Source organism: Haladaptatus sp. DYF46 (genome assembly GCF_021083305.1).
Taxonomy (GTDB): Archaea; Halobacteriota; Halobacteria; order Halobacteriales; family Haladaptataceae; genus Haladaptatus.
Window position 1 is genome coordinate 178751 of sequence record NZ_JAJFAY010000003.1, and the last position, 22438, is coordinate 201188.

Sequence of the window (22438 nt, forward strand, 5' to 3'; positions counted from 1 at the left end):
GCACGAAACCGTCTCCGAGCGTCAGTCGGAGACCACGATTCTCGACGACTGCGTGGTTCGAACCAGCAGCCAACTGATGCCGACGAGGAGCGCCACACCACCGCCGACGAGCAGCGTCTGTGCGTATCCGACGAACGTCGCCAGTCCGACGAACACGGGCGGCCCGACGGTGGTCCCGAGTCGAAGCACGCTCGTTCGGATACTCATGATACTGCCCCGGAACTCGTCCGGTGCCAACTCGTTCAGCGCCGTGTCCGTTATCGGTTCGGCGAGACCCTGTCCCAATCCGAACAGCAGCAGCGCACCGGCGACCAGATACACCGAATCCGCGACGGAGACGAGGACGAGGCCGGCACCGTAACTGGTGAATCCGAGCGCGATGGACTGGAAACTCGAAACCGACCGAAGCAGTCGTTCGCCCTGCATGGCCGTCAGTCCCATCATCACCGCCGGCAATCCGAGGAGGAGCCCGATAACTCCCGAGGAGTACCCGTAGGAGTTGGCGAGGATAAAGGGGACGACGGTGAGTTGCGCCCCGTAGAGGAGGAGGAAGATGCCGAAAATGGCCGTGTAGAGCACGAGATAGGGCTTCATCGACGTCGAACCGGTCACGAACTCACGGATGCTGGTGCTCGCACCGTCACCCGTGTCGGACGGTTCTTCCAGATAGACGATTCCGGGGAGTGCGACCACGATTCCGAAGAGGAAACAGATGAACGGCGCGGTCCACGAAATCGTCGCGAGCGCCCCGCCGAGGAGCGGATACCCCGCGGCACCGACCGCGAGAATCGCGGCGTTCATCCCGATCAGGGTTCGCCGTTTTTCGCCGGTGTAGAGGTCGCCGATCAACGTGACCGTGAGGGTCGCAATCGCGCTGCTGGCGGCGCCTTGGACCGCGCGGAGGACGAGTATCGTCTCGAAATCCGAGAACAGGACGACGCCCGCGCCACAGAGGCCGAAGACGACGAGCGAGGGAACGAGAATCTTCTTGCGGCCGATTCGGTCGGCCAGTAACCCCATCGGAATCGTCAGAAACACGCCGGGGAGAGTGAACGCCGAGAGCAACAGACTGGCTTGCGCTTCGGAGATGTTCCACGCGTCTTGGACGGCGGGAAGTGCGGGACTGATGAGCGAGACGCCCATCACGGCGACGAGCGTGCTCGCAAAGATGATGGTCGTTACCGGGGATTCGCGGAGGAGTTGGGACCGTTTCATTCGGGACTTGATGAACGATTTGCGACGGAGCGCGGAGAGGGTTTGGATTTCGGCAATCGCGGCGGGAGTCGAATCCCGTCATTCGACCCAGCGGGTCACGACCCGAACGACGACGTAGGGGCCGACGATTGGAAGCGTAACGACCGCTGTGAACGCCGCGACTATCGCTGCGAGGGTGGGTGCAGCACTCAATATGAGTGCGTACACCGCGATGACGGGGAGTCCGAGCACCGCCACGACGGCCACGTTTATCGTGTCGCTTCGGACGGGTGGTGGCCGGGTGGTCGTCTGCTGTGTTCGTTCGTGTGGCGAGCGTCTCGTGAGCAACTGTTTCATGGATGTATACCTGTATTCAAGTCGGTAGGCGTGCGATTCGACGGGTGTATTTCCGCCGACGATGTCTCTGCTGGAACATCGGGATTCGGCACCGACGGCGACGCCGCTACCGATAGTACGGTGCGGCGTCGTCCCGGTGGAAAGGCGGTGTTTGCGGACCGATTTTCGGAGGAGCGAACGTCCTCATCGCCGCCGCTTTCGGGGGCACCGACGGCGAGTCGGTCGGCAACCGAGTCGGGAGATGGGGTTCACTTCATCGCCCGACTCCCGCGCTCGGCCGTGGTCGAGCGGAATGCGAAAATTTTCCGGTCATGGTTGTCGTGATTGCAGGGGGATACGACATCGGTGTCGTCGCTTCGGTCGGTCGCGTTATGCTCGTGTGACGGAGATGATCACGTCAGCGGAAGTATCATGGGGTGACATCCTCGCGTATTATCCCTCCACCGGATGGCAGTATAAAACCATGTTGAATGTTGGTAGCTAGTCGCACGAGAGGGAAACCACGCATTATCGCCTTGATGAGCGCCTGTCGCAGGGGATTGAAAGTGGTCGGCGAAACGACTGTCCGCAATCCGTTCTCCTTACTCCGCCGAGTCGTGTATCGAACGGTCCTTCGAGGGGATACGTATCTGGGTCAGATAGTAGATTCCGACGAGGAAGCACCCCTGCCCCAAAAACGAGAGGAAGAGTAGTCCGAGCGGAACGTGATACGTTCCCAGCAGCCGAACGACGACTAAACCGACGAACACACCGCCGATCAGAAACCACGAGAGCATTTTCAGACTCTGTTCCAATAGGAGAAGGTCAGCCAGACGAGTATCCGCTGTTCGGACGAGCGAGTCCTCCCAGACTTCCTGATCGGCACCTTCGATGGACATCGACACCTTGCTAAAAGATAGCACGCGATATCAATACCTGTGATTGTGCAGTTGACAGTAAGTTAGTATACGGAACCCAACGCGGGTAGGTCGGAGTTGATCGACCGACCGACGAAGTCGGGCACTCGACCGGGGTTCAATCGAGCGTGCCGAACGCTTCGACCAGTTCGCCGTTCACGTACCGACGCTGCGTGAACCCGAGCGCGTTCGTGAGGACTGTGTGACCCAGGAACGTCGTGGTGTACTCCAACATTCCGAACGGGTGTACCGCGCGTTGGTAAGCGGGTGGTATCATTCCCCCGAGAACGTGAATACCGGTGCCGTCATCGCGGCCGATGGACCCCGCCGTCACGAGACGCCGCTGGCCGTCGGTAATCCCGGCGACCGTTCCACCGGCGTTCTCGAAGGCCGTCGGCACGACCCCTGTTGCGGGTGCATTCGCTATCGGATAGCCGAGCGGGGGGACGTTGTACAGTTCGCGTTGGACGTTCCGCGTTCCCGTCAACAGCGGGTGGTCGTCGTTCCGCGCGTCGAAGTGCGGAATCGAGCTTTCGAACGTGATAACGTCGTCCGCCGTAATCCCGGCGGCCAAGTCGTTGTCGAGCGCTCCGAGGTGGGCGACGCCGGCATCGGTGAGAACGAGATTCCCCCCGTTCGAGACGAACCGGTCGAGTTCGGCGACGTACGCGTCGTCGTCGGTACCCTCCGCGTGGGAGACGACGAGGTTTTCCACGGCGAGTTTGTGACTTCGGCCGCGAAACAGCGCGCCGTCTTTGATGTCTTCGACGGTCAACCCCGTCATCGCGCACGTGTGATTGCCGTTGCCGTGCCATCTCCCGCCGTGACCGTGTCTCCCTCGCCTTCCGCGTCCGTCTCCGTCCCGGTGACCGCGGTGTGGGTGTTCCCCGTGGCGATCGCGTCCATCCCCGCGCTCGTCGTGATCACGTCCTCCCCAATGACCGTCACGTCCGTCAGGGCCGTGGTGTCCGTGGCCCCCTCGGTGACCGTGGTGATCGCCCCATCCACCGTGTCCCCACCCCTTTTTTCCATCCATGTACGCCGCGTAATCGCGGAAGTATGCGAGCGGCGAGACGCTGTAGCTCCGCTGTTCGTAGCCGAAGACCGACTCCGGGTCGGGGGAGGTCACGTCGTCTTCGGTACCGCCGACGACCGCTCGATTGACGGTCGCCCGTTTCTTCCGTTCGCCGCCGAGCGTTTTCACTTCGACCGTCCACTCGCCCGAAGACGGCGATGGAACCGACCATTCGACCGTCCGCCGTGGGCGTTCGCCATCGGATTCGTGTGAGTGCACGACCTTCCCGTTCGCGTCGCGGAGTTTCGTGCGGACGGGACCGCTCGGTGAATCGACCGCGACCGAGAGTGCGTGCGCCCCGTCCGGAACGGAAACGCTGGATGCGGTCCACTCCTTGCCGACCTCGACGGATTCGCTGGCCGTCGTCGTATCGGTCGCTTCGAACGAGAGCGCGCTCGAACGGCGCGTGAGGGAATCGGTTTCGACGTACGCAGTGGTCGCCTCTCCGGTCTGGATGTCGGCCGTCACCTCGGTCGCCGCGTGTTCGGTGACGGTTCGAATCGCCTCCTGGAAGCCGCGCACCTGCAGGTCGACCAACCACGGGCGAAACACCATTCGGTCGAACACGCGATTGTCCCAGCCCATCTCGTGAGCCATCATGGAGACGCCGAGGCCGCCCTGTTCCTCCGGGTGGCTCATCCAACTGATGAGCGTCCCCGAGGTCGTGTACTGAATCGTGTCGAAGATGGTACCATATTCGTAGGCTGCTTCCGGTACAGGGGTATCGTACCGGTCTACGTCCTCCGGAGGGACGTCGTACCCGTCTATCAGGTACTCCCTGTTCAGCGCCTCGAACCGGTCGCGGCGATCGTCGAGGTCGGTGCCGATTTCGTCTTCGACCCGACTGTTCGTCCGTCGGTTGAGTTCGTAGATGTCGTGGAGTTCGCCGTGATCGTACTGGTCGTTCACGATGAGCCCCTCGATGAAGTTCGACGACCAGAACATGCCGTGGAGGTCCGACCCGTAGTTGAGGTTGTCGTAGCCGCGAAGCGCTTCGACGATGTCGAGCGAGTCGGGCACTATCTCCTCGTAGTCCTTCGGCGACGTCGGAACGTCCTCGTCGACGCCGGGGTCGTCGTTCCGCAGGTCGCGTCCATCGGGCTCGGCGGGATAATACGACGGGTTGATCCAACCGACGGTCGGATACCCGCGGTTCGGGTCGACACCGGTCCCCGTCACCCGTTTGAAGGAGTTGTTTTCCGGTTCGGAGTCGCCCACCGGGTCGTCGTTGACGCGATACTCCTGCCGACGCGCGGAGAACCCGTCGGGGTTCGTGTACGCGAACAGCAACACGACGTCGTCCAACATGGCCTCCACCGTCGGCTCGTTTCCTTCGAGCAATCGCTCGATGAATCGGGAACCGGCCTCCGCTCCGGACCGCTCGTCGCCGTGGATGCTCAGCGAGAAGAAAACCTTCTCCTTCTCCCGAAACGCCCGCTCGTGGTCGATGTCGTTCGTCACCTCGACCACCCACAGTTCCTGCGGGTCGGACGCCGTCTCCTCGAAGAGGTTCTCGTGTCCCGGACTCCGCCCCCACGACCGGACGCGAACTCGGTCGTCGTACTCGTCCGCGAGGTGGTGAACCCCGTCGACCATCTGTTCGTAGTCAATGTAATCAACGCTGTCGTCGACGGACGGGAAGACGCCGTTCGCGTAGTCGCCGAGTCGCCAGAACGGGTTCGACCCCGGCGAGTACTTCAGCGTCTCGACGGCGTCGAGTTCGGCCACGTCTCTCGCTTCATCCGGCGTCAATCGGAGCCACGCCGCGGTTTCCGGGTTCGTCGTCGTCCGGAAGTAGTCGTCCGAGTAGGGTTCGAGCGCTTCGAACGCCGGTCGGTCGAGGACGACCAACGTCGGAATTTCGTATCCCTCCTCGACGTGGTCGCGGACGAAATCGTAGAGTTCGGTCGTCGCTGACGACGTGGAATCGGCGGCGACGCCTTTCGAGAGCGACACCGCACCGGCCGTCGCGGCGGACAGTCGAACGAACTGCCGTCGCGAAATCGGGATGTCTTTCGAACGGTCCAACTCAGTTGCGTGAGTACGTGTCGTGCACTTGATAACACGGCACGGAAGTGCCACCGTACGTTACTTACTTTCAGTATTAATAATTATCTAATATTAGTACAATTACCTAAAAAATATCGTTCATGTCGGTCGATGGCCGACTACCCCGAGCCGTCGTATACAGCACCGTTCCGTCGCCCGTCCGCCGCGCCCCGGTATTTCCCGGAATCGAGCACGCGAATCGCCTGCACGTTGCCGAGTTGCGTGGGGTCGTCGTTCAACGCGTGACCGCGGGCGCGTAGCTTCTGCCGAACGTTTTCGGGAACGCCGTCTTCCCAGTACACTGCCGGGTCGACGTCGTCATAGAGACGCGGTGCATCTATCGCCGACTGAAGGCTCATTCCGTACTCGACGACGTTAAGCAGAACCTGTGCGACGGTCGTGATGATGGTCTTGCCACCGGGTGAGCCGACCGTCATGTACGGGTCGCCGTCGCGGAAGACGATGGTCGGACTCGTGCTGCTCAGCGGTCGCTTGTTCGGCTGTACTTGATTCGGACCACCGGGGATCGCATCGAAGTCGGTGAGTTCGTTGTTCAGCATAAATCCGTAGCCGGGCACCATCATCTTCGTCCCGAAGAACTGCTCGATGGTGCTGGTCCACGAGACCAGGTTTCCGTCGCTGTCCGCGACCGTAAAGTGCGTCGTCTGCCCCCTGTCGGAGCGGAGGTCAGTCGCGGGGCGCTCGCTCGTCCCGGAATCCCCGAGCGGACTGACCCGATAGGGGTTTCCCGGTTGGAACGACCACGGGTCGCCGGGCGAGCGCTCCGGTCCAGCCTCGTCGAAGGAGATGAGTCGGCGTCGTCGCTTCACGTACTCCTCGTCGAGAAGCCCTTGCCACGGGGCGTCGACGAACAGTTTGTCGCCCATGTACGCTCCGCGATCCGCGTAGGCGAGATGAAACGCCTCGATGAGCGCGTGATAGCGCTCGAAGGACCGCGAATCGTACTGCCCGAGGTCGAAGGGTTCGACGAGTTTCAGAATCTGGCCGATGGTCAACCCGCCGGAACTCGGCAGGGACATCGTCCGAACCGTCACGTCCCCGAACTCCACGTGCTCGGGGTGGTCCATCGTCACGTTGTACCCCGCGAGGTCGTCGACGGTCATACTGCCGCCGCTTTCCTGCACCGTTTCTGCGGTCGCCTCCGCGATTTCGCCCTTATAGAACGCGCCGATGCCGTCGTCGCGGATGAGACGGAACGTCTTCGCCAAATCCGGTTGCACGAGCGGATCTCCCTCCTGAAGCGGCTCGCCGTTCGGAGCGAACACCGAACGCGCGGCGTCGTTGAACAGGTCCACGTTGTTGGCGATGGATTCCGCGAGCGGGGCGTCGACCGTCACCCGAGGACAGGTGTTGGACGCGAGCGAAATCGCGGGGTCGATGAGTTCCGCCAGCGATTTCGAACCGAACCGCTTGAGCGCGACGTCGCAGGCGCGGAGCGTTCCGGGGACGCCGACCGCCTGTCCGCTGGTGTGTCGTTTCTCGAACGGAATCGGCTCCCCGTCGTCGTCGAGGAACATCTCGGGCGTGGCACCGAGCGGCGCTCTTTCGCGGTTGTCGACCGCGTACACGACGTCCTCGTCGGCCGAGTAAACGAGCATGAAGCCGCCGCCACCGATTCCGGAACTGTGCGGTTGGACGGCGTTGAGCGCGAACTGCGTCGCAACCGCGGCATCGACCGCGTTGCCGTCGTTGGCGAGGACGTCCGCACCGACCCGCGTCGCTTGCGGATGAACCGTCGCGACCATTTCGTCGCCGGTAGCCGTTGCGACGTTCCCCGACCCTTGCTTCACGCGACTCCCGTCGTCGGACGCCTCGCCGGCGCTCACGGAGGCGACGCTCGCGCCGACGGTCGCCATCGACCCTTTCAGGAACGTTCGCCGTTTGGTACTTCCGCCCTCTCCAGTCGGTGTCGTATCGGAGCGTCCCCGCTCCGCATCGTTTTCTCCATCCATCCAATCGCTATATGGATTTGAGTCAGATAAGTATATTTTATTAATTTAGATACTAAGAATTGAAGGTTAGAATGATGATTTAATATTTGGTTCGAGAACGGCCAACCCAATGTTAAACGTCTCCCACTTCCGTCGCGAAGGGTCGTGGTAGGCACTGTCTCTTCGCTGTTCGGGGAAGTAACTAATGAGTAGGAGCATTGAAATTATTATATTTAAAATCGCCATTATTATATTATGTACTATTATTTAGAATAATTATATGTATTGATACAACCTTCACGAATATATGGGTAAAAAGGTCACCCGCAGAGGGGTACTAGCCGCAACCGCATCGACAGCCTTCCTCAGCCACGCAGGAACGGGAACGATGACGGGAAATCCGGCGAGTCACGGTCACGAGGACGAGGAAGAGGGGACCCTCCATCGATTCGCGACGAGCGCCGCCGGTGCGGAGGTGACGGGCCTGTACGTCACGGAGGAGGGGCAGTTCTTCTTCAACGTCCAACACCCGAGCCGCGAGAACGACGACCCGTACAACGAGGGTACCATCGGGGCCGTCGTCGGGGTGAATATGAACGACCTCCCACGGGATTTTCCGAGCGTACAACCCTCGGAAAACGAGGAACAGGCGGGGGACGTTCGGTTGGCGCGGGGGAGCTACCAAGTCCTCGCACAGGGCGGCGAGGAAACCGACAGCGGCGAGTCGCTCGGCATCCCGACCACGCCGGACGGAACGCCGGTCGGCGACCTCGAAGGGTCGGAGTACTCCGAATACGGGTACTGGCCCGATTTCAACGGCTTCGTGCCGGACGACGAGATGGAGGATGAGGGCTATCTGTTCACCAACTTCGAAACCCAACCGGGGATGATAACCCGGCTTCACCTCCGTCAGCGCGGGAACAACGGCGGCTGGGAGGTCGTCGGCGTAGAAAACGTCGACAAACCCCTCCGCCGCGTCGAGGGGACGAACATCAACTGTTTCGGGAGCGTCAGCCCCGAGGGAATCCCGATGAGCGCGGAAGAACAGTACTCACACCCGGCCACTCGGTTCTGGAATCGGCCGAAACCGGCCACCATCAGCGACAGTCCCAGCATCTCTGAGGACGGAGTGCAGGGGAGCTTCGGCCTCAACGGCGTCGAGAAGCAGGCATTGTATCTCGGCGGAACACGGGACGGTGAGGAAGTCGAAGTACCCGAGAACGGAACGGCGACGCTCATCTCCGACACGTACGCGAACCCGTACCGGTACGGCCACATCGTCGCGATGGGGAATCCGACCGCCGACGACGTGACCGACGTGGAGGCCACGAAACTGACCACGTTCGGCCGCGCGGCACACGAAGTCGCGGTGGTCATGCCCGACCAGCGGACGGCGTACACCAGTTCCGACGGCACTGGGAAGTGTTTCTACAAGTTCGTCGCCGACGAGGACGTGGCCGGACGGGGTGACGTCACGGAGTACGGTTCGAAAGGGACGCTGTACGTCGCCAAGGCGAACCAACGAGGCAAACTGAACGGCAACCCCGCCGAAGTCGGTTTCGAACTCGACTGGATACCGCTCGGACACGCCGACCTCGACGAAATCGAATCGTGGATAGCCGAGTACGATGGTGTCACGCAGGCGGACTACCTCGCGATTCGAGCGGAGGTCGATACGCTAGACGACGCGAGCCTCGCGGACATCGACGCTTACGTCGAGGAGAACGGGAATCCGTTCTACATCACGCCGGACGAAGTCGACGCGTGGGCCGCACAGTACGAGGACGGCGGAATCGGCTGTATCGACGAGGACCTCCGTCGCGTCCCGTTCCTCGAAACCCGACGGGCGGCCGCGGCCGTCGGTGCGACGGACGAGTTCCGCAAGATGGAGGGCCTCAACATCCGCACCGAAGCCGTTCCGGGTGAGGATTTCCTTTACATGGCGATTTCGGAGACGAGTAAGACGATGAACGACGTGAAGGGAGACATTCAACTTGCTGGCGACGAGTGGGGTGCGGTCTACCGCCTGCCGCTGGAAGCCGACTACGACGTTTCGCGGATGGAACCCGCGGTCGTCGGCGGGCCGAACGCGAACATCTGCGGCGGTTGTCCGTACGACGCGCGACCGGATTCGAAGAGCAGCGTCTGTCCCGATTGCGGGTACAACCCGACGGAGGAAGACGAGAACGGGACGAGCGGCGGCGGGATGAAGAAACTCGGCAAGGCCGCGTCCGACCTCGTGACCGGGGACGATTTCGAGGAGGAGAACGTCATCTCCAATCCGGACAACCTCGTGGTCATGCGGGACAAACGGGTCATCATCGGCGAGGATACGAGCAACGAAGGACACGAGAACGACAACATGATCTGGATTTACACGCCAGACGGCTGTTAGCTTCGCGCACCTGAGCGTGCGAAGCGACGGATTCCTCTCGGCGGGTCGTTCGGTCGTCGTGGAAAAGGTGGCGGGGCGGGGTGAGTCGGGAGTGATGGCGCCAGACCCAGCGAATGCCTCATGAAGGGTATGTCGGAGGCTGCCTCGCCACAATACGTAGCTTCACCGGGCATGGTAAATGCTTTGTGGTGCAATTAGAAAATAAAACAATCACGTTCGAGAACAATAATCCGGTCGAAGCGCTTCATCGCTACGCTACTCATAGAACGTACTGATCTCGAAGAGCGTTTCGAGTTGGGTATCCCCGCGATAGCGTACGGCCTCGTCCTGGCGGTCGTACTCGACGATGTCGTAATCCGCGAGTTTCGGCAGGTGTTTGTGAAGCAGGTTGATTCGTGCCCGTCGCTTCGACTCTTCGTCCTCCCCGACCTGAAGAACCTCGACCAGGTCGGAGAGGGGGAAGGTGGATTTATCCGTTTCGTGGAGGTGAACGAGGACGAGGCGTCGTTGGCGGTCGGCCAACAGTTCGTGAATCGTTTCGACGGAAAGTCGTCGATTATCGACGTTCGTAGATGACATTGAGCTAGTAAACCAGTTCTAGCCATAGAAACCCGATACCTTATCAATTAGGTACTCGCTGGTGACCCGCTGCGAATGCGCACCCGCGAATCAGGACGACCGCGACGTTTCCGTAAAGATCGCGGTGAAGAGTTTTCGATGGGCCGCTTGCAGGTGTTGATGGAACGTCGGTGGTGAGATACCAAGTGCTCCGGCCAACTCCTCGCCCGTACTCTTTCGCGGGGACTCGAAGTATCCACCGTGATACGCCATCTGTACGACTTCGCGTTGGCGGTCCGTCAACCGCTCTTGGAGTTGCTTGCGAAACTCCGTCGGAGAATCGATCGACCGCTCGAACTCGCGTTTCGCCGCGAGCCGGGCCTCCGGATACATGGTCTGCATGGCATCGACGAACGGCCGCACCTCGGTCATTGCGGGGACGCGGATGGCGAGGGAGCCTTCGCCGTTCGTGGTACGACCCGAGTGGATGTGCGCTCCGAGTTCTATCAGTCGCTGTAGGGCGGGTTCGTCCCCTTTGAACAGGAATTCAAACCGACTGCTCTCGGTGTGCGTACTGATGCACCTCGCCTGCTCGACTCTCGGAGAGCGGTTGGCACAGGTAAGCACGTCCTCGGAATCGACGTCGCTCGCAGTGACGTAGTAGAGAAGGCGCTCAGTCGAGGTCGGCACAACGGCATCGAGGGTTAGCTGGCAGTCGAGTTCGTCGGAAACGGTGAAGAAGAACGCGTCCGTTCCGGTGAAATCGAACTCGAGCTCGACGACCCGGTCCGTAAAGAGGAGCTGTTGCATCTTGATGGTGTAAATCGCGTAGCCGAGCGTCGCGCCGAGCTCGTCGAAGATTTTCCGTTCCCTATCGCTGAGAAGCTTGGTTTGGGAGCCGTAGACGACGAGGACGCCGTACGTCGTTTCCCCGTAGCTGAGCGGCACACAAATGGCCAGGCGGTATCCCTGCGATAAAGCTGCTCGACGGACCGACGTCGGAAATTCGGGATCCGTCTCGATGTCGTTGACGACCTGAATGTCCCCGGTTTCGAGCGCCTGCGCCGCTGCACCTCGTTCCGTGTCCTCCGAGTCCGCGTCGCGAATCGCGTCGAGATACGACGCTTCGACGTTGGAAGCGTTCCGAATGGTGATTCCGTCCGTTGCTGGTTCGAGGTCGCTGATGAGGGCCGCCCGATACAGGTCGGAGTTTGCGATGGATTCGCAAGCCAGCGTTTCGATTTCGCTTTGGGTCGTGGCCTCGACTACGGATTTGTTGACCTGTCTGAGGACGGCGTTGATCTTGGAGATCGTCTGGAGGATTTCGCGTTGGCGTTCGAGCGCGGACTGACGTCGCTTCTGGCGTGTCGTGTCCTCCGCGATCCCGACGAATCGATGGAGATCACCGGTCTCGTCGTAAACGGGAAAACTGGTGTCCGCAATCCAGCGAACCGTCCCGTCGGGCTGGACGATCCTATACTCCGCGGTGTACTCGCTCTGGAGCGTACCCGCCTTCGAATCGCGCATCATTTGGAGAAGCACCTGCTCGGCCCGGGCGCGATCATCGGGATGGATGACTTCGATATACGTTTCCAAGTCTTCGTAGAGCGATTCCCGTGACTGTCCCCACACGTCTTCGTAGGCCGGATTCACGTACAGTATTGTGGAGAGGTCGGCGTCCGACATCCAGAGGACGCTATCGATGTGTTCAGCGATCTGTCTGAAACGCGCTTCGCCGTCCCGGCGTCGCTTCCGGCGTTCCTCCCGTTCGGTAAGATCCCGAACGATTCCCGTGAAAAATCGCTCGCCTCCGTAGTCCTGTTCGGTAAACGAGAACCGAAGGGGAAACCGTTTCCCGTTTGCGGTACGCCCGACCCACTCGAACGTCGTCCGGTGGATCGATTCCGACACCTGCGCCGCTTCGTGAATCGCCTCCTCGAACGCATCGACACAGAATCGGTCGTCCCTCGGCGGGAAGAGCATGCGCATTCGAGAACCGGTTAGCTCCGCGACGTCGTACCCGAAGAGTTCTTCAGCCGCTCGATTTGCGAAGCGTATCCGTCCCGACGTATCGAGCGTGAGAACAGGTTCACATGCCTCCACTATCAACGTTCGAAAGAACGCCGATTCCGCGTCCCCATCGATGAGCGAACTCCGATCGGAATGTATCCCGTCCGTATCGGACTCATCCGAGTGAGCCATTACGTGGTGCAATGTGTATCCAGTACCCATAACCGTTTGTCTTGGTATCACATAGCGATCCGTTAATCGTTGCCGAGAAGAGGTACGGAAAGCACGTTTCGCGCGTACTCGTAACTAAAGCTGCATCGCGGTCGCCGACGCGACTTGGATTTCGAGCAGCGTGTTCGGCGGGTCGTCGGTGAGCGATTGGCGATAGTATTCCGGCCACGCTTCCTCATCGGGACCCAGATATTTCGCGAATATCTCGCGTGCCGCTTCGTTGATTCGTTCGGACTCCTCGTGTATCGTCGCACTTCCCAGCAGGGAGACCATCCACTCCGCATCCCCGTCGGAGTTCTTCTCGATCGAAATCGCAACTCGAGGGTTCTCCTCGATGTTCGCCAGCTTCTTCCCTCCGGTAAGGACGAAGAGTTCTCCATCGTCGTAGGCATACCAGACGGGGGCAACGTGTGGTCGGTCGTCGACCGAGGTTGCGAGGTGGGCCATGAGCTTCGCATCTCCGATGAGTTCTTCCGCGTCGGATGAAATGCTCATATCCACCCTTCGCGCTCCATCGTCAAAGCTTGATAGCCGAACACCGCTAGTAGAGTCGAGTGTACGTATCGACGTCCCAGTCGGTTACGGCGCTCATCGCGTCGTCCCACGTCGCTCGTTTCACCGCAACGTACGTTCGATGAAGCTCGCTCCCCATCGTTCCGCGGACGGACGACCGGTTCAACGATCGTTTTCCCGCCGTCGGAATTGATAGCGGGTTAGAACGTTCTCGAAGCGAAAACGTCGACGTTCACCGAGTTGCAAAGCGGGAAAAGAACGGAGACCAGAGAATTAATCTGCCCTCGATTATGAGTGGGCGTATGGTTACATTCGAGGTAGACCTCCCCGACCGTATCGACTCCGATATCGATCGCTTCGTCGACCAAGGTGATTTCCTGAATCGAGAACAGGCGATCGAAGAACTCCTCACGCTCGGTGTGTCGGCTCACGCGCCCACCGGCGAGGGCGAAGAGGAGATGGGCGAGAACCTCTTTACACAAGCCGTCAACGACCAGCAGGACCCGGCCAGCTATCAAGATGACCCGCTATAGGGATACGGAGTGAGCGCGCGATATCCGATCGTTTGGGCGATTGACGGAAGGCGCTCGATGGCTTCGCAGTAGTGACTGCTCCGGTCCGGACGGAGTTTACGATACGAACGGTAGACGAGCCGCGAGCGTTCCCGCACCCCATATTTGGGCACGGAAACGGTCGTTCTTCGGTGATGGAAATTTTACGGATCGCCGCCCCCGGCGATCCGCCCTTGGTCACTCGCGATTGTGAGGGTATGGAGCAGAATTCCGACTCGTGCCGACTCAAGGGCGCGAATCTCCTATCGAATTGTGCAGAACGGGGAACGTAATCACCGTCGGCTATCAGTGCGTCTCGAACGCTCGCGACCATTTTTACCCCCGCTCCGCGAACAGAGTACCGAATTGATGTAGGTTCACGCGTCGGAAGCGGACAAACCGCTGCTGTATATGCTCTCGATGCTCGGCGAGTAGTAAAACGATTCAGAGACCGGGTGACTCGGGAGGTTGCTAAACGCGAAGTCAGGAACGCTCGGGCCGCTGTCGATGCCGGCCTTCCTACCCCGGACATTTACGAACAGACCTATTGAGCGGAATTCGGCTATCATCTATGAACGGATTCGAGGCGAGACGATGCGTTCACATCTCCGGGTGGGTAAGGGTGAGCGCGGCCGATGAACAGGGCTCCAATCGGGTCGCCTTCTTTTTCATAGATTTGGTGAGTAGCGTTTGTGCATCGATTAGTTCGGGATACCGGGAGGCATCCACTTCCGCTTAGTCATGTAATTGGAAGTGGTTTGATTATCCTCTCGTTGGTCGGGATTGCATAGTAGAGCCACCCGAACCGCTTGAAACGTCGTTTTGAGACATTTATAAACTCCATTGTGCGATATCAAATTGGTGTACGAGAAGATGAGACTACAGCAGGTATAGAGGGGCCAGAACGCACAATTTCAGCCAATCCATCCTTCTGCAAGCGCTTCAAACTGACTCTCAGTATAGTTCTCGCCAGTATTTCCAGAGGAAAGCTAAGTCACGAGGATATAACAGTTTGACAATTTCACGCCTATTGCCATTATTAATCTCTGAGAGCGTGTTGCGATTGAGCTTATTTAGATCCTGCATGAGTCGGTCGTACCGTCCATTTGGTGCAAGATACAGCAGCCTCGTCATCATAAGGCGACGACTCTGACGAGGCGCAACCTGCTCATTCCAGAGGTCATCATACACCGCCATCTCGCTGGCAGATGTGTCTATTCTCCCAGTAAGACAACGATCGGCTGTCATCGCGGCCGCACGGGCTGACTTCATACATTTGTAGACACCCTCTCCCCACACTGGATCGACTGAGGGAACGGTATCACCAATCGCCATGAACGAATCAGTGCTCATCGAACTCGGATGTTGAACATGCGCAGAACCGCGAACCTGATTATCCGCAATTCGTCCGGCGTTCTTCAAGCGCGGATCAGTGTCAAGCCAGTGTTCAAGGTAACCGTCAACTGTCCGACTTTGGGTAGCATGCTTTTGGTAGCGTTCGTTTTGGAGATAGCAAACACCAACTTTTGCCGTATCCCCACCAGTGTGAAAGATCCATGAATAGCCGCCAGGAGCATACTCATGATCCAGCCGTAACATCATCGCATCAGTGAGATCTGCGAAATCAGGGTGAGTGAGATCAACGCCCTCAAACAAGTACTCGATGCCAATCGCGTGGTTCGCTCGCTCAAGATTGACTACACCCAAGTCTTTAGCCAATGGCGCTGCCGGCCCCGTAGCATCAATGACGAGATCGCCGTACACTTCCTTGTCAGAATTATACCGCACACCGACAACATCCCCGTCTTCGACGATCGGATCACGGACACGGGCATCAAAGAGATACTCAGCGCCCTTTTCGCGGCCATCCTCGACGAGAAACGTCTTGAACTCGGCAAATTCCAAGACAAACCCCGGCTGATTTTGGATGAAGTGCTCGTTAGGAGACTCAATAACCACTGAATCGGTCGCATGCATGACTACATCATCCGGGATACCGAAGGAGGTCATCATCGACGCGAACGTTCCACCGGTGGACTTGTTGCTCTGGGCTGGGAACTCTTCTTCTACCTCGGTTTCCAAGACAACTACATCGTATCCACGTTCAGCGAGATCTCGTGCACATTGTGCTCCCGCTGGACCTGCGCCAGCGATTACTACGTCGTAATGATTGTGCATCCCTGATACATAAATGACGAAATGAAGATGAAAAGATATTGAAACACAGTGCCACTTTCGGGTTGTTTTCCACTCGGACTAGTACTCCGGTTAGACCATTAGTGAGCAGACATTTGTGAGACGACATTAACGCAGTACACACCACCGATGATGAGGAGAATTCCGATAACCCCTGCTATATCTATTGGCTCATCGAAAAGAACAATACCAATCGTTGCGACACCAACGACCCCCAATGCTGCCCATGTCCCATAGACGACACCGATCGGTAGCTCTTCAAGGGTCAGAGATACAAGATAGAAAGCGATTCCATATCCGACGACGACACCAAGACTGGGAACTGGTTGGGAAAATCCATCTGAAAGTTTGAGGGCAGTCGTTCCGAGAAGTTCGGAGAGTATTGCACCAGCAAGCAGCACGTACGGATTCATAGCGATAGATCAGGGAGTCACCGATATGAGATTATTGAAACAAAACACCACTTACAATTCGTTTGGACTTACAACGATAACCTATGACGGAATTGGGCGAACTTGGTCTCTCAAGCTACGAGGAGAAAGTATATCGGACACTGCTAGTGACAGGAGCAGTAACCGCAGCTGACCTTTCCGAGAGTAGTGGCGTTCCGAAAGGCCGTATTTACGATGTGCTCAACGGCCTCGAAGCTCGCAAACTGATCCGGATGCAATCAAACAACCCAAAACAGTACGTCGCCGTACAGCCAGAAATCGTTGTTGACAGGCTTCTAGCCGAGAGAACATATGAACTGAAACAAGAGTGGAATCGCTATCGAAAGCGGGCTGAAACCGTCCGCTCAAACCTACTGCCGACACCGCCTGCCGAGAGTAGTTTCTGGCTCGGATCGCTCGGGAGCGAGGAGATGAGCACAGCTCTTCAGCAACATATGCGAACTGCGGAAGACTTTGTCCACGCGATCGTCGGGACACCGTATGAAAATACGACGTGGGAAACACTCCAAATCGAAGTAGGGGCATTTTTTGATGGTGCTAATGCGGATCTCACAGTTGATCTCCTGTTGAGTGAAAAGGTAGTCACTGTACTTCCTGATAGATTCCCGCGCCTGATTAATGGTCAATCGGCAGACGTGACTATTAGAACGATCCCCGAGGTCGTGCTTTCTTTTGATGTGATCGATCGAGTAGAGACAACCATTGATATCCCACATCCAGTGGCCGGTGACGACCGGATCGGGGTGCTAGGAATCAAAGACTCGCACGTCGTCAAAGAGTTTGAGAGGTATTTCCAACACCTGTGGGCTACTGCAGATCCTTTCCTCGAGTAACCGAGCGATTCTGAAGCGCTACATCGTCTCGTACCCTAGTTTCCTGTCTTCTCCGTCTAAATCATGCTTCTGGAGATCAACAACCGTTTGCCGCGCTTTTTCCTACTCCCAATTTCCTAGCGATAAGTATCCAATAACCTCGAATCCCCATTTGTTATGAATGCATGCATTGACCGCACTAGTCTCAACTTCTGGGTGTATGCCGTAGATGAGACTGCAACGGCTATAGCACCCAAAGTGCACGATTTCGTCGACCTACCGGTCTGTAACCCGATCGAAGCTCGAAAGCAGATCCGAGTGAATATTTTAGCTCACTCATGACGTTCGGACTGCTTGAACCAAAGTCGCCACTCACCAACAGGCGTTCACTCGTTGTACACCCGATTAAAGGGATATCTACACATCTAAAAGAGATGATCTCAAGGGACAGTCTGAGATATTCGCACACGCGACCACCAACACCATCTCCCAGCGGGAATAAGGGCCCGATACGGATACGTCGGGAGAAAAATAGGGACTCAGTACGCCCAGCGACCGCCGAGTTTGAGTTCCTTTTCGTATCCGTCGTCGATCAGATCGCGCGTGTCTTCACGGGAGCGACTGGGGACTTCACGGTCGGCCTCGGTGAGTGTACAGACGGCGTCTGCGATGGTAACTGCGTGTTCGCGAAGGTCGCGGATATCGATCTTGTCGAGCGTATCGGCGTGCGTATGTCCCCACCCACGACCGCTCTTGTCGGGGTTCGTCGAGGAGACCATCACGCCGGGGACGCCCTCTTGGACGAACGCCCATTGGTCACCGTGGGGTGAGACGGAGTTGCTGGAGACGAGGGGAATCGACCGTTCGTCCGTCACCGCTTCGAACGCGTCGAGAACTTCGTCGAACTCGTTCGCGTTTACCGAGAGGGTCCGGTCTCGACCCGCGCCGTCGATGTTGACGATGCACTTGACGGCATTGAGATCGTACGTGTTCATCGCGTGGTACGCGCCCTGTAGTCCGATTTCTTCCGACCCGAAGACGAGCACGCGGACCCGCGTTTCGAGTTCATCCTCGATTTGTGCGAGGAGACGGCCGGCCTCGGTCGCGAGTACGCTTCCTGCACCGTTGTCGTTCGCGCCCTCGGCGATATCGTGCGTGTCCACGTGCGCCGTCAGGAGGACCATTTCGTCGGTGTCGGGTCCGAGGTCGCCGACGGCGTTGACCGACGTCGAAGGCTCGTTTCGACAGTCGACATCCACCGTCACGGAGAGGTCACCGTCCTCGGCGTGACGGGTGAGACGCGCTCCGAGTTCCTTCGAAACGCCGACCGCCGGAATCGGACCGGGGCGATTGTCGTACCCCACCTCACCGGTCGGCGGGAGACAACCGCCGATGTGATTCCGGAAGATGAACCCCACCGCACCGGCGTTGGCAGCGCTGACGTACTTCTCCATCCGGTGAATCCAGCGCCCGAAATCGTCCGGCGTCTCGCTGGAAGCCATGACGACGTTGCCATCGCAATCGGCCCGTTCGAAGTCCTCGGGTCGGCCGTAGCCCACGTCGACCAGTTCACCGTCGCCCGTTCCGGCGGGCGTCCCCGGGAGCGCGATGACCTGATAATCCTTCCCGTATCGCTGGTCGTGGCTGCCGCCGGTCACGATCGAAGACGACCCGCGCCACCAGCCGTCGATCTCGAATTCGTCGAGGTGGACGTTCCGAAGTCCGACCTCCTCGAAGTACCCTTCGAGTATTTTCGCTCCTTCTTTCTCCTCTTTCTGTCCGGCCATCCGCGTTTCGAGGTCGACGAGGTCTTCGAGCACCCGCCACGAGAAATCGCTGCGGTAGGCGTCACCAACGACGGCGTCTGGGAGTCGAGGCATGAATGCAGTCGTGCGGTGGTACCGAAAAAAGTATGTGTCTCGGAAAATTGCGTCGCAGACGACTCACCCGCCACTCGACGTGGTTCGATGAGGGGTGCGCATTTACGTGCTCTCGAAATCGCACTATCGAGAACGACGAGAATAACGGGCTTATTCGACTTCGATGTGGTGCCACTGGCTCCCCTCGTGTGTCGTCAGAGCGGTCTTGGCGGCCTCGCGAACGCGGCTCACGCGCTCGTCGGTCGGTGGGTGACTCGCGAACGCTCGTTCCAGCGGTGTTCGGTCCCGTCGTCGGTCACGAGTCGGGAACAACCACGAGAACAGCCCGCGCGGCTCGTTCGCGCGCTGAATCTTTTCGAGCGCTCGGGCGAACGCCAGTGGCTCGTCGAGGACGGACACCGCCCGCCGGTCGGCCGCGTATTCACGTCGGCGAGAGTAAGCTTGAAGGACGAGCGTCGGTGCGACGAACAGGCCAACCACGACCCGAACCAACCCACGCCGCATCCCGTACCCGACACTGGTCGGACCCTGTACAGGTCGACCGGCGATCAGCGAAAGTCCCCAGCAACAGAGTGAGACGACGACCATGGCCGGAAGAACGAACACGAGGACGAAGGTAGCGACCATCCGGAGGAGAATCATGGCCAGCGTCTGGAAGAGACCATCGTAGCCCTCCAGATGGGCGAGTTCGTGAGCGAGAACCCCCTCGAGTTCCGCGGGAGCCAGCAGCCGAACGAGCGAGGAGTCGACGACGAGCGTCCGACTCCCGAGCGCGAACGCGTTGGGCTGACCGAGGCGCGCGACGAAGACGTCCGGCCGTTCGATACCCATCCGGCGAGTCAACCGGTCGATACTCGCCTGCATCCCCGGAGCGCGGATTTCCGAGAGGGGAGTCACATCGAGGCGTTCGAGGAGACGTTTGGTACTCATCCGATAGCTCACGTAGCCGAAAACGAGCGCGCTCGCACCTGCAAAAAGAAACATCACCGGAAGGTCAGCACTGGCGATGATCGTACGGATCGCCTGAAACCCGACGATGACGACGGCACCAGCGAGAACGAGCAGCCACGCTCCGACCAATACGGGGAGTCCGCGCGGCCGACGGGATGACGCTGCCATGGCTTCGGTAGGGACTCCACACGCAAACGGGTGTCGCAGAATCACGAACCGCTCACGAGACGGAATCGGAGTCGATGAGTGTTCTGGGAGTCGAAACTCAATCGTATCTATACGTTCGAGCCCGTTCGATACCGTACCGGTAGCACGTTCCCCCGGAGATGGCAAACCACGCGATCAACAGGGGTAAACCGTAGAGTTGGAGGGACGGACCTGTCATACCGGTAAACGGTGGCAGAAGTCGTAGCGCCCGAGGGATGAAAATAAACAGGAGAAAGAGGATACTACTGGGTACGACTATCATCGAATAGACGCTCAGAGTGGTCGTACTGGGAAGAATTACCGTTCTACCCGTCAGTACTTGTGATTCCAGAAACTGCGGGGAGAATGCTCCCAGTCCGACGGCGACAGCAGTCGCGTATAACGACAGTAGCAAGCCGATGCAGATATGAAGTGCAGTTTGCCGGATAGTCAGTGGGCCTAGTAAACCGGTTCCTCCGACGAGTACAACTACTAGCGGAATGCCGCCAGCTAACCCGGCCAGCATCTTTCCGTCGACGATTATCGCTCTCTCGATGGGGCTCGTAAGCAACGTAGCTAACACCGAGCCCTCATCACCGATCGGATTGAGCGTGAACAACGCCCCGGTTATCCACGCGATATAAACGACGAGGATGGAAGGTAAAATTAGCAGTAACCCCTGTAGTGATCCACCGCTACCTTCAGTCGGAAGCAGGGCTGGAAGGACTACGAAACCGGAGTAGAGAATATGTGAAAATCGGTGGGGATTTCGCTGACCGCGTTTCCATTGGGTGACGGCAACTCGCTGGCGATTTGTCTTCGCTGGTTCGATATTCAAACGAGCGACTGTATGCTCGAATGGTTTGCGGGAGGCACCCACCGAAGACCGGGAGTCGTCGGAAAACCAGACGAGCGATGCGAGAAGAATCGAGAGTCTACTCAGTATGGGGATTATGAGGAGTGTCGTGGCGGCCAAGGCGAACGTCCCGAGCGTCGGGTCGGTCCCCAGTGACGTTGGAAGCATGATGATGTTGACGAGGGCCGTGAGGGGGGAGAGCGAAGCGAACACCGCTACGGTGTCACCGATCCATTCGAGAATCGATGTTATGGACGTTATCGCGACGAAAACGGCGACCACGCCCGCGATTCGGAATACCCGCCTCCGTCTTTCGAGGCTGAACACGCGAATTGTCACGGCTTTCCAGAACATTCCGACGGTATATCCGACGACCACGGCGAAACAGACGACGATCGGGACGATAGATGCCGACAAAGGTATGATGCTATACGCACCGGTTTCCAAGGCGATAAGAGCCGAGCCGACTACGAGAGGGGTTCCGACGGCCAGAGTGACGCGAATACACTCGGCGACGAGGGTACCAAGAACGATACTCTCCGGAGGGACGGTCGTCAAGAGGAGATCCGGAGCTGACGGGGACCCAAGCGACTGTATCGTTCGTAAAAAAACTATGAACGCGAGAATGGACATCAGTACGAACAATTGCTGACTGAGAAAACTGCTATCCACCCGGATTAGATAGGCGTGCAGTAGGTACGCGTATTCGTCCGCCAAAACGAAGATCGCTCCGACGATTGGAAGCAGTGCACAGAGTGACAGTGCAGCGTACAACAGCTGACGCCGATCGGTCGTGAACTGACGCCAACTCCGTTTGAGTTCTACCGATGCGATTCGAACGACGTTAGACATGGTGACTAATTGTCACCGGACATTCCCTCACCCGCTTCAAAGAATCGCTGATAAATTGGAGCGAGTACGATCATCCCGACGGCCGCCGAGATGAACGTCGTCGCGTCACCGGATTGTATCGGTTGGAATAGTACGACATAACCGGCACCCATCGCGCTTCCGAGCCATCCACCGGTAAGGGAAAGCGGACGTTGGTCGAGGGCATATCCAATGGCAAAGAGGACTACTGAAGCCCCAACGAACCCACCAGCGACGAGCGTCCAATTCGTGGTATCACTTGACGTAAGTAAATACATTATTACACCGGCGAGTGCAGCTGATATCCCGTTGAAGGCGACGAGTTTGAGGTTGAATTGGTTGGAAGCCATGTATATCTGTATCCCAGACACCACCATAAATATTTTCCTCGAATAATTATTTAATAGATTTTATTTAGAGACAGCTATAAATAGTGCGAGTAGGGGCTCGCGGT

The 22438-nt window shown here is 58.4% G+C and carries 19 protein-coding genes; 4 read left to right on the forward strand and 15 right to left on the reverse strand.

Going from position 1 to position 22438, the window contains the following annotated elements; genetic code table 11:
- Positions 1–21 precede the first annotated feature (21 nt).
- Both LJF34_RS16890 and LJF34_RS16895 read right to left on the reverse strand, forming a co-directional pair.
- Positions 22–1215 (reverse strand): MFS transporter, encoded by a 1194-nt coding sequence (locus LJF34_RS16890; RefSeq protein WP_231186472.1) that lies wholly within the window; start codon positions 1213–1215, stop codon positions 22–24.
- A gap of 78 nt (positions 1216–1293) precedes the next feature.
- Entirely contained in the window at positions 1294–1551 is a 258-nt protein-coding gene (locus LJF34_RS16895) for a hypothetical protein (protein WP_231186473.1), read from the reverse strand.
- Between the two features lie 30 nt (positions 1552–1581).
- Between LJF34_RS16895 and LJF34_RS16900 the strand changes: the two genes are divergently transcribed.
- Complete coding sequence (locus tag LJF34_RS16900) at positions 1582–1875, forward strand: hypothetical protein (RefSeq protein WP_231186474.1); 294 nt, start codon at positions 1582–1584, stop codon at positions 1873–1875.
- A 257-nt stretch (positions 1876–2132) separates the two neighbouring features.
- Here the strand turns inward: LJF34_RS16900 and LJF34_RS16905 are convergent, their stop codons facing one another.
- From LJF34_RS16905 to ggt, 3 genes are all read right to left on the reverse strand, one after another.
- Entirely contained in the window at positions 2133–2429 is a 297-nt protein-coding gene (locus tag LJF34_RS16905; protein WP_231186475.1) for a hypothetical protein, read from the reverse strand.
- Positions 2430–2565: 136 nt separating this feature from the next.
- The gene (locus tag LJF34_RS16910; protein ID WP_231186476.1) at positions 2566–5550 is read right to left on the reverse strand and encodes a M14 family zinc carboxypeptidase; all 2985 of its coding nucleotides are present in this window, start codon (positions 5548–5550) and stop codon (positions 2566–2568) included.
- Positions 5551–5690: 140 nt separating this feature from the next.
- Positions 5691–7544 carry a gamma-glutamyltransferase gene (gene ggt / locus LJF34_RS16915; RefSeq protein WP_231186477.1) on the reverse strand — a complete coding sequence of 618 codons (1854 nt, stop codon included), beginning with the start codon at positions 7542–7544 and terminating at the stop codon, positions 5691–5693.
- A 286-nt stretch (positions 7545–7830) separates the two neighbouring features.
- On the opposite strand from ggt, the gene LJF34_RS16920 reads away from it, so the two are divergent.
- A complete protein-coding gene (locus LJF34_RS16920; RefSeq protein WP_231186478.1) occupies positions 7831–9918 on the forward strand; it encodes an alkaline phosphatase PhoX in 2088 nt (695 codons plus the stop codon).
- Positions 9919–10173: 255 nt separating this feature from the next.
- Here LJF34_RS16920 and LJF34_RS16925 read toward each other — a convergent pair whose 3' ends face one another.
- From LJF34_RS16925 to LJF34_RS16940, 4 genes are all read right to left on the reverse strand, one after another.
- Positions 10174–10497, reverse strand: coding sequence for a hypothetical protein (locus LJF34_RS16925; protein ID WP_231186479.1), 324 nt, complete (start codon positions 10495–10497; stop codon positions 10174–10176).
- Positions 10498–10587: 90 nt separating this feature from the next.
- Positions 10588–12678, reverse strand: a complete 2091-nt coding sequence (locus LJF34_RS16930) for a bacterio-opsin activator domain-containing protein (protein WP_231186480.1) — start codon at positions 12676–12678, stop codon at positions 10588–10590.
- 114 nt (positions 12679–12792) lie between these two features.
- Complete coding sequence (locus LJF34_RS16935; RefSeq protein WP_231186481.1) at positions 12793–13212, reverse strand: pyridoxamine 5'-phosphate oxidase family protein; 420 nt, start codon at positions 13210–13212, stop codon at positions 12793–12795.
- Between the two features lie 46 nt (positions 13213–13258).
- Positions 13259–13369, reverse strand: coding sequence for a glutamine synthetase (locus LJF34_RS16940; protein ID WP_231186482.1), 111 nt, complete (start codon positions 13367–13369; stop codon positions 13259–13261).
- A gap of 163 nt (positions 13370–13532) precedes the next feature.
- Between LJF34_RS16940 and LJF34_RS16945 the strand changes: the two genes are divergently transcribed.
- Positions 13533–13763 (forward strand): ribbon-helix-helix domain-containing protein, encoded by a 231-nt coding sequence (locus tag LJF34_RS16945; protein ID WP_231186483.1) that lies wholly within the window; start codon positions 13533–13535, stop codon positions 13761–13763.
- A 972-nt stretch (positions 13764–14735) separates the two neighbouring features.
- On the opposite strand, the gene LJF34_RS16950 is transcribed toward LJF34_RS16945, so the two are convergent.
- Complete coding sequence (locus LJF34_RS16950; RefSeq protein WP_231186484.1) at positions 14736–15959, reverse strand: digeranylgeranylglycerophospholipid reductase; 1224 nt, start codon at positions 15957–15959, stop codon at positions 14736–14738.
- A 98-nt stretch (positions 15960–16057) separates the two neighbouring features.
- On the reverse strand, positions 16058–16390 hold the full coding sequence (locus tag LJF34_RS16955) for an SMR family transporter (protein WP_231186485.1): 333 nt from the start codon (positions 16388–16390) through the stop codon (positions 16058–16060).
- Between the two features lie 83 nt (positions 16391–16473).
- On the opposite strand from LJF34_RS16955, the gene LJF34_RS16960 reads away from it, so the two are divergent.
- A complete protein-coding gene (locus tag LJF34_RS16960) occupies positions 16474–17262 on the forward strand; it encodes a helix-turn-helix domain-containing protein (protein ID WP_231186486.1) in 789 nt (262 codons plus the stop codon).
- 518 nt (positions 17263–17780) lie between these two features.
- Here LJF34_RS16960 and LJF34_RS16965 read toward each other — a convergent pair.
- The 4 genes from LJF34_RS16965 to LJF34_RS16980 all read right to left on the reverse strand — a co-directional run bounded on the left by LJF34_RS16965 (position 17781) and on the right by LJF34_RS16980 (position 22334).
- The gene (locus LJF34_RS16965) at positions 17781–19121 is read right to left on the reverse strand and encodes a M28 family peptidase (protein WP_231186487.1); all 1341 of its coding nucleotides are present in this window, start codon (positions 19119–19121) and stop codon (positions 17781–17783) included.
- Between the two features lie 150 nt (positions 19122–19271).
- Positions 19272–20240 carry a M48 family metalloprotease gene (locus tag LJF34_RS16970; protein WP_231186488.1) on the reverse strand — a complete coding sequence of 323 codons (969 nt, stop codon included), beginning with the start codon at positions 20238–20240 and terminating at the stop codon, positions 19272–19274.
- Positions 20241–20337: 97 nt separating this feature from the next.
- Positions 20338–21747, reverse strand: a complete 1410-nt coding sequence (locus tag LJF34_RS16975) for a hypothetical protein (protein WP_231186489.1) — start codon at positions 21745–21747, stop codon at positions 20338–20340.
- A 224-nt stretch (positions 21748–21971) separates the two neighbouring features.
- The gene (locus tag LJF34_RS16980; protein ID WP_231186490.1) at positions 21972–22334 is read right to left on the reverse strand and encodes a hypothetical protein; all 363 of its coding nucleotides are present in this window, start codon (positions 22332–22334) and stop codon (positions 21972–21974) included.
- Positions 22335–22438: the final 104 nt, after the last annotated feature.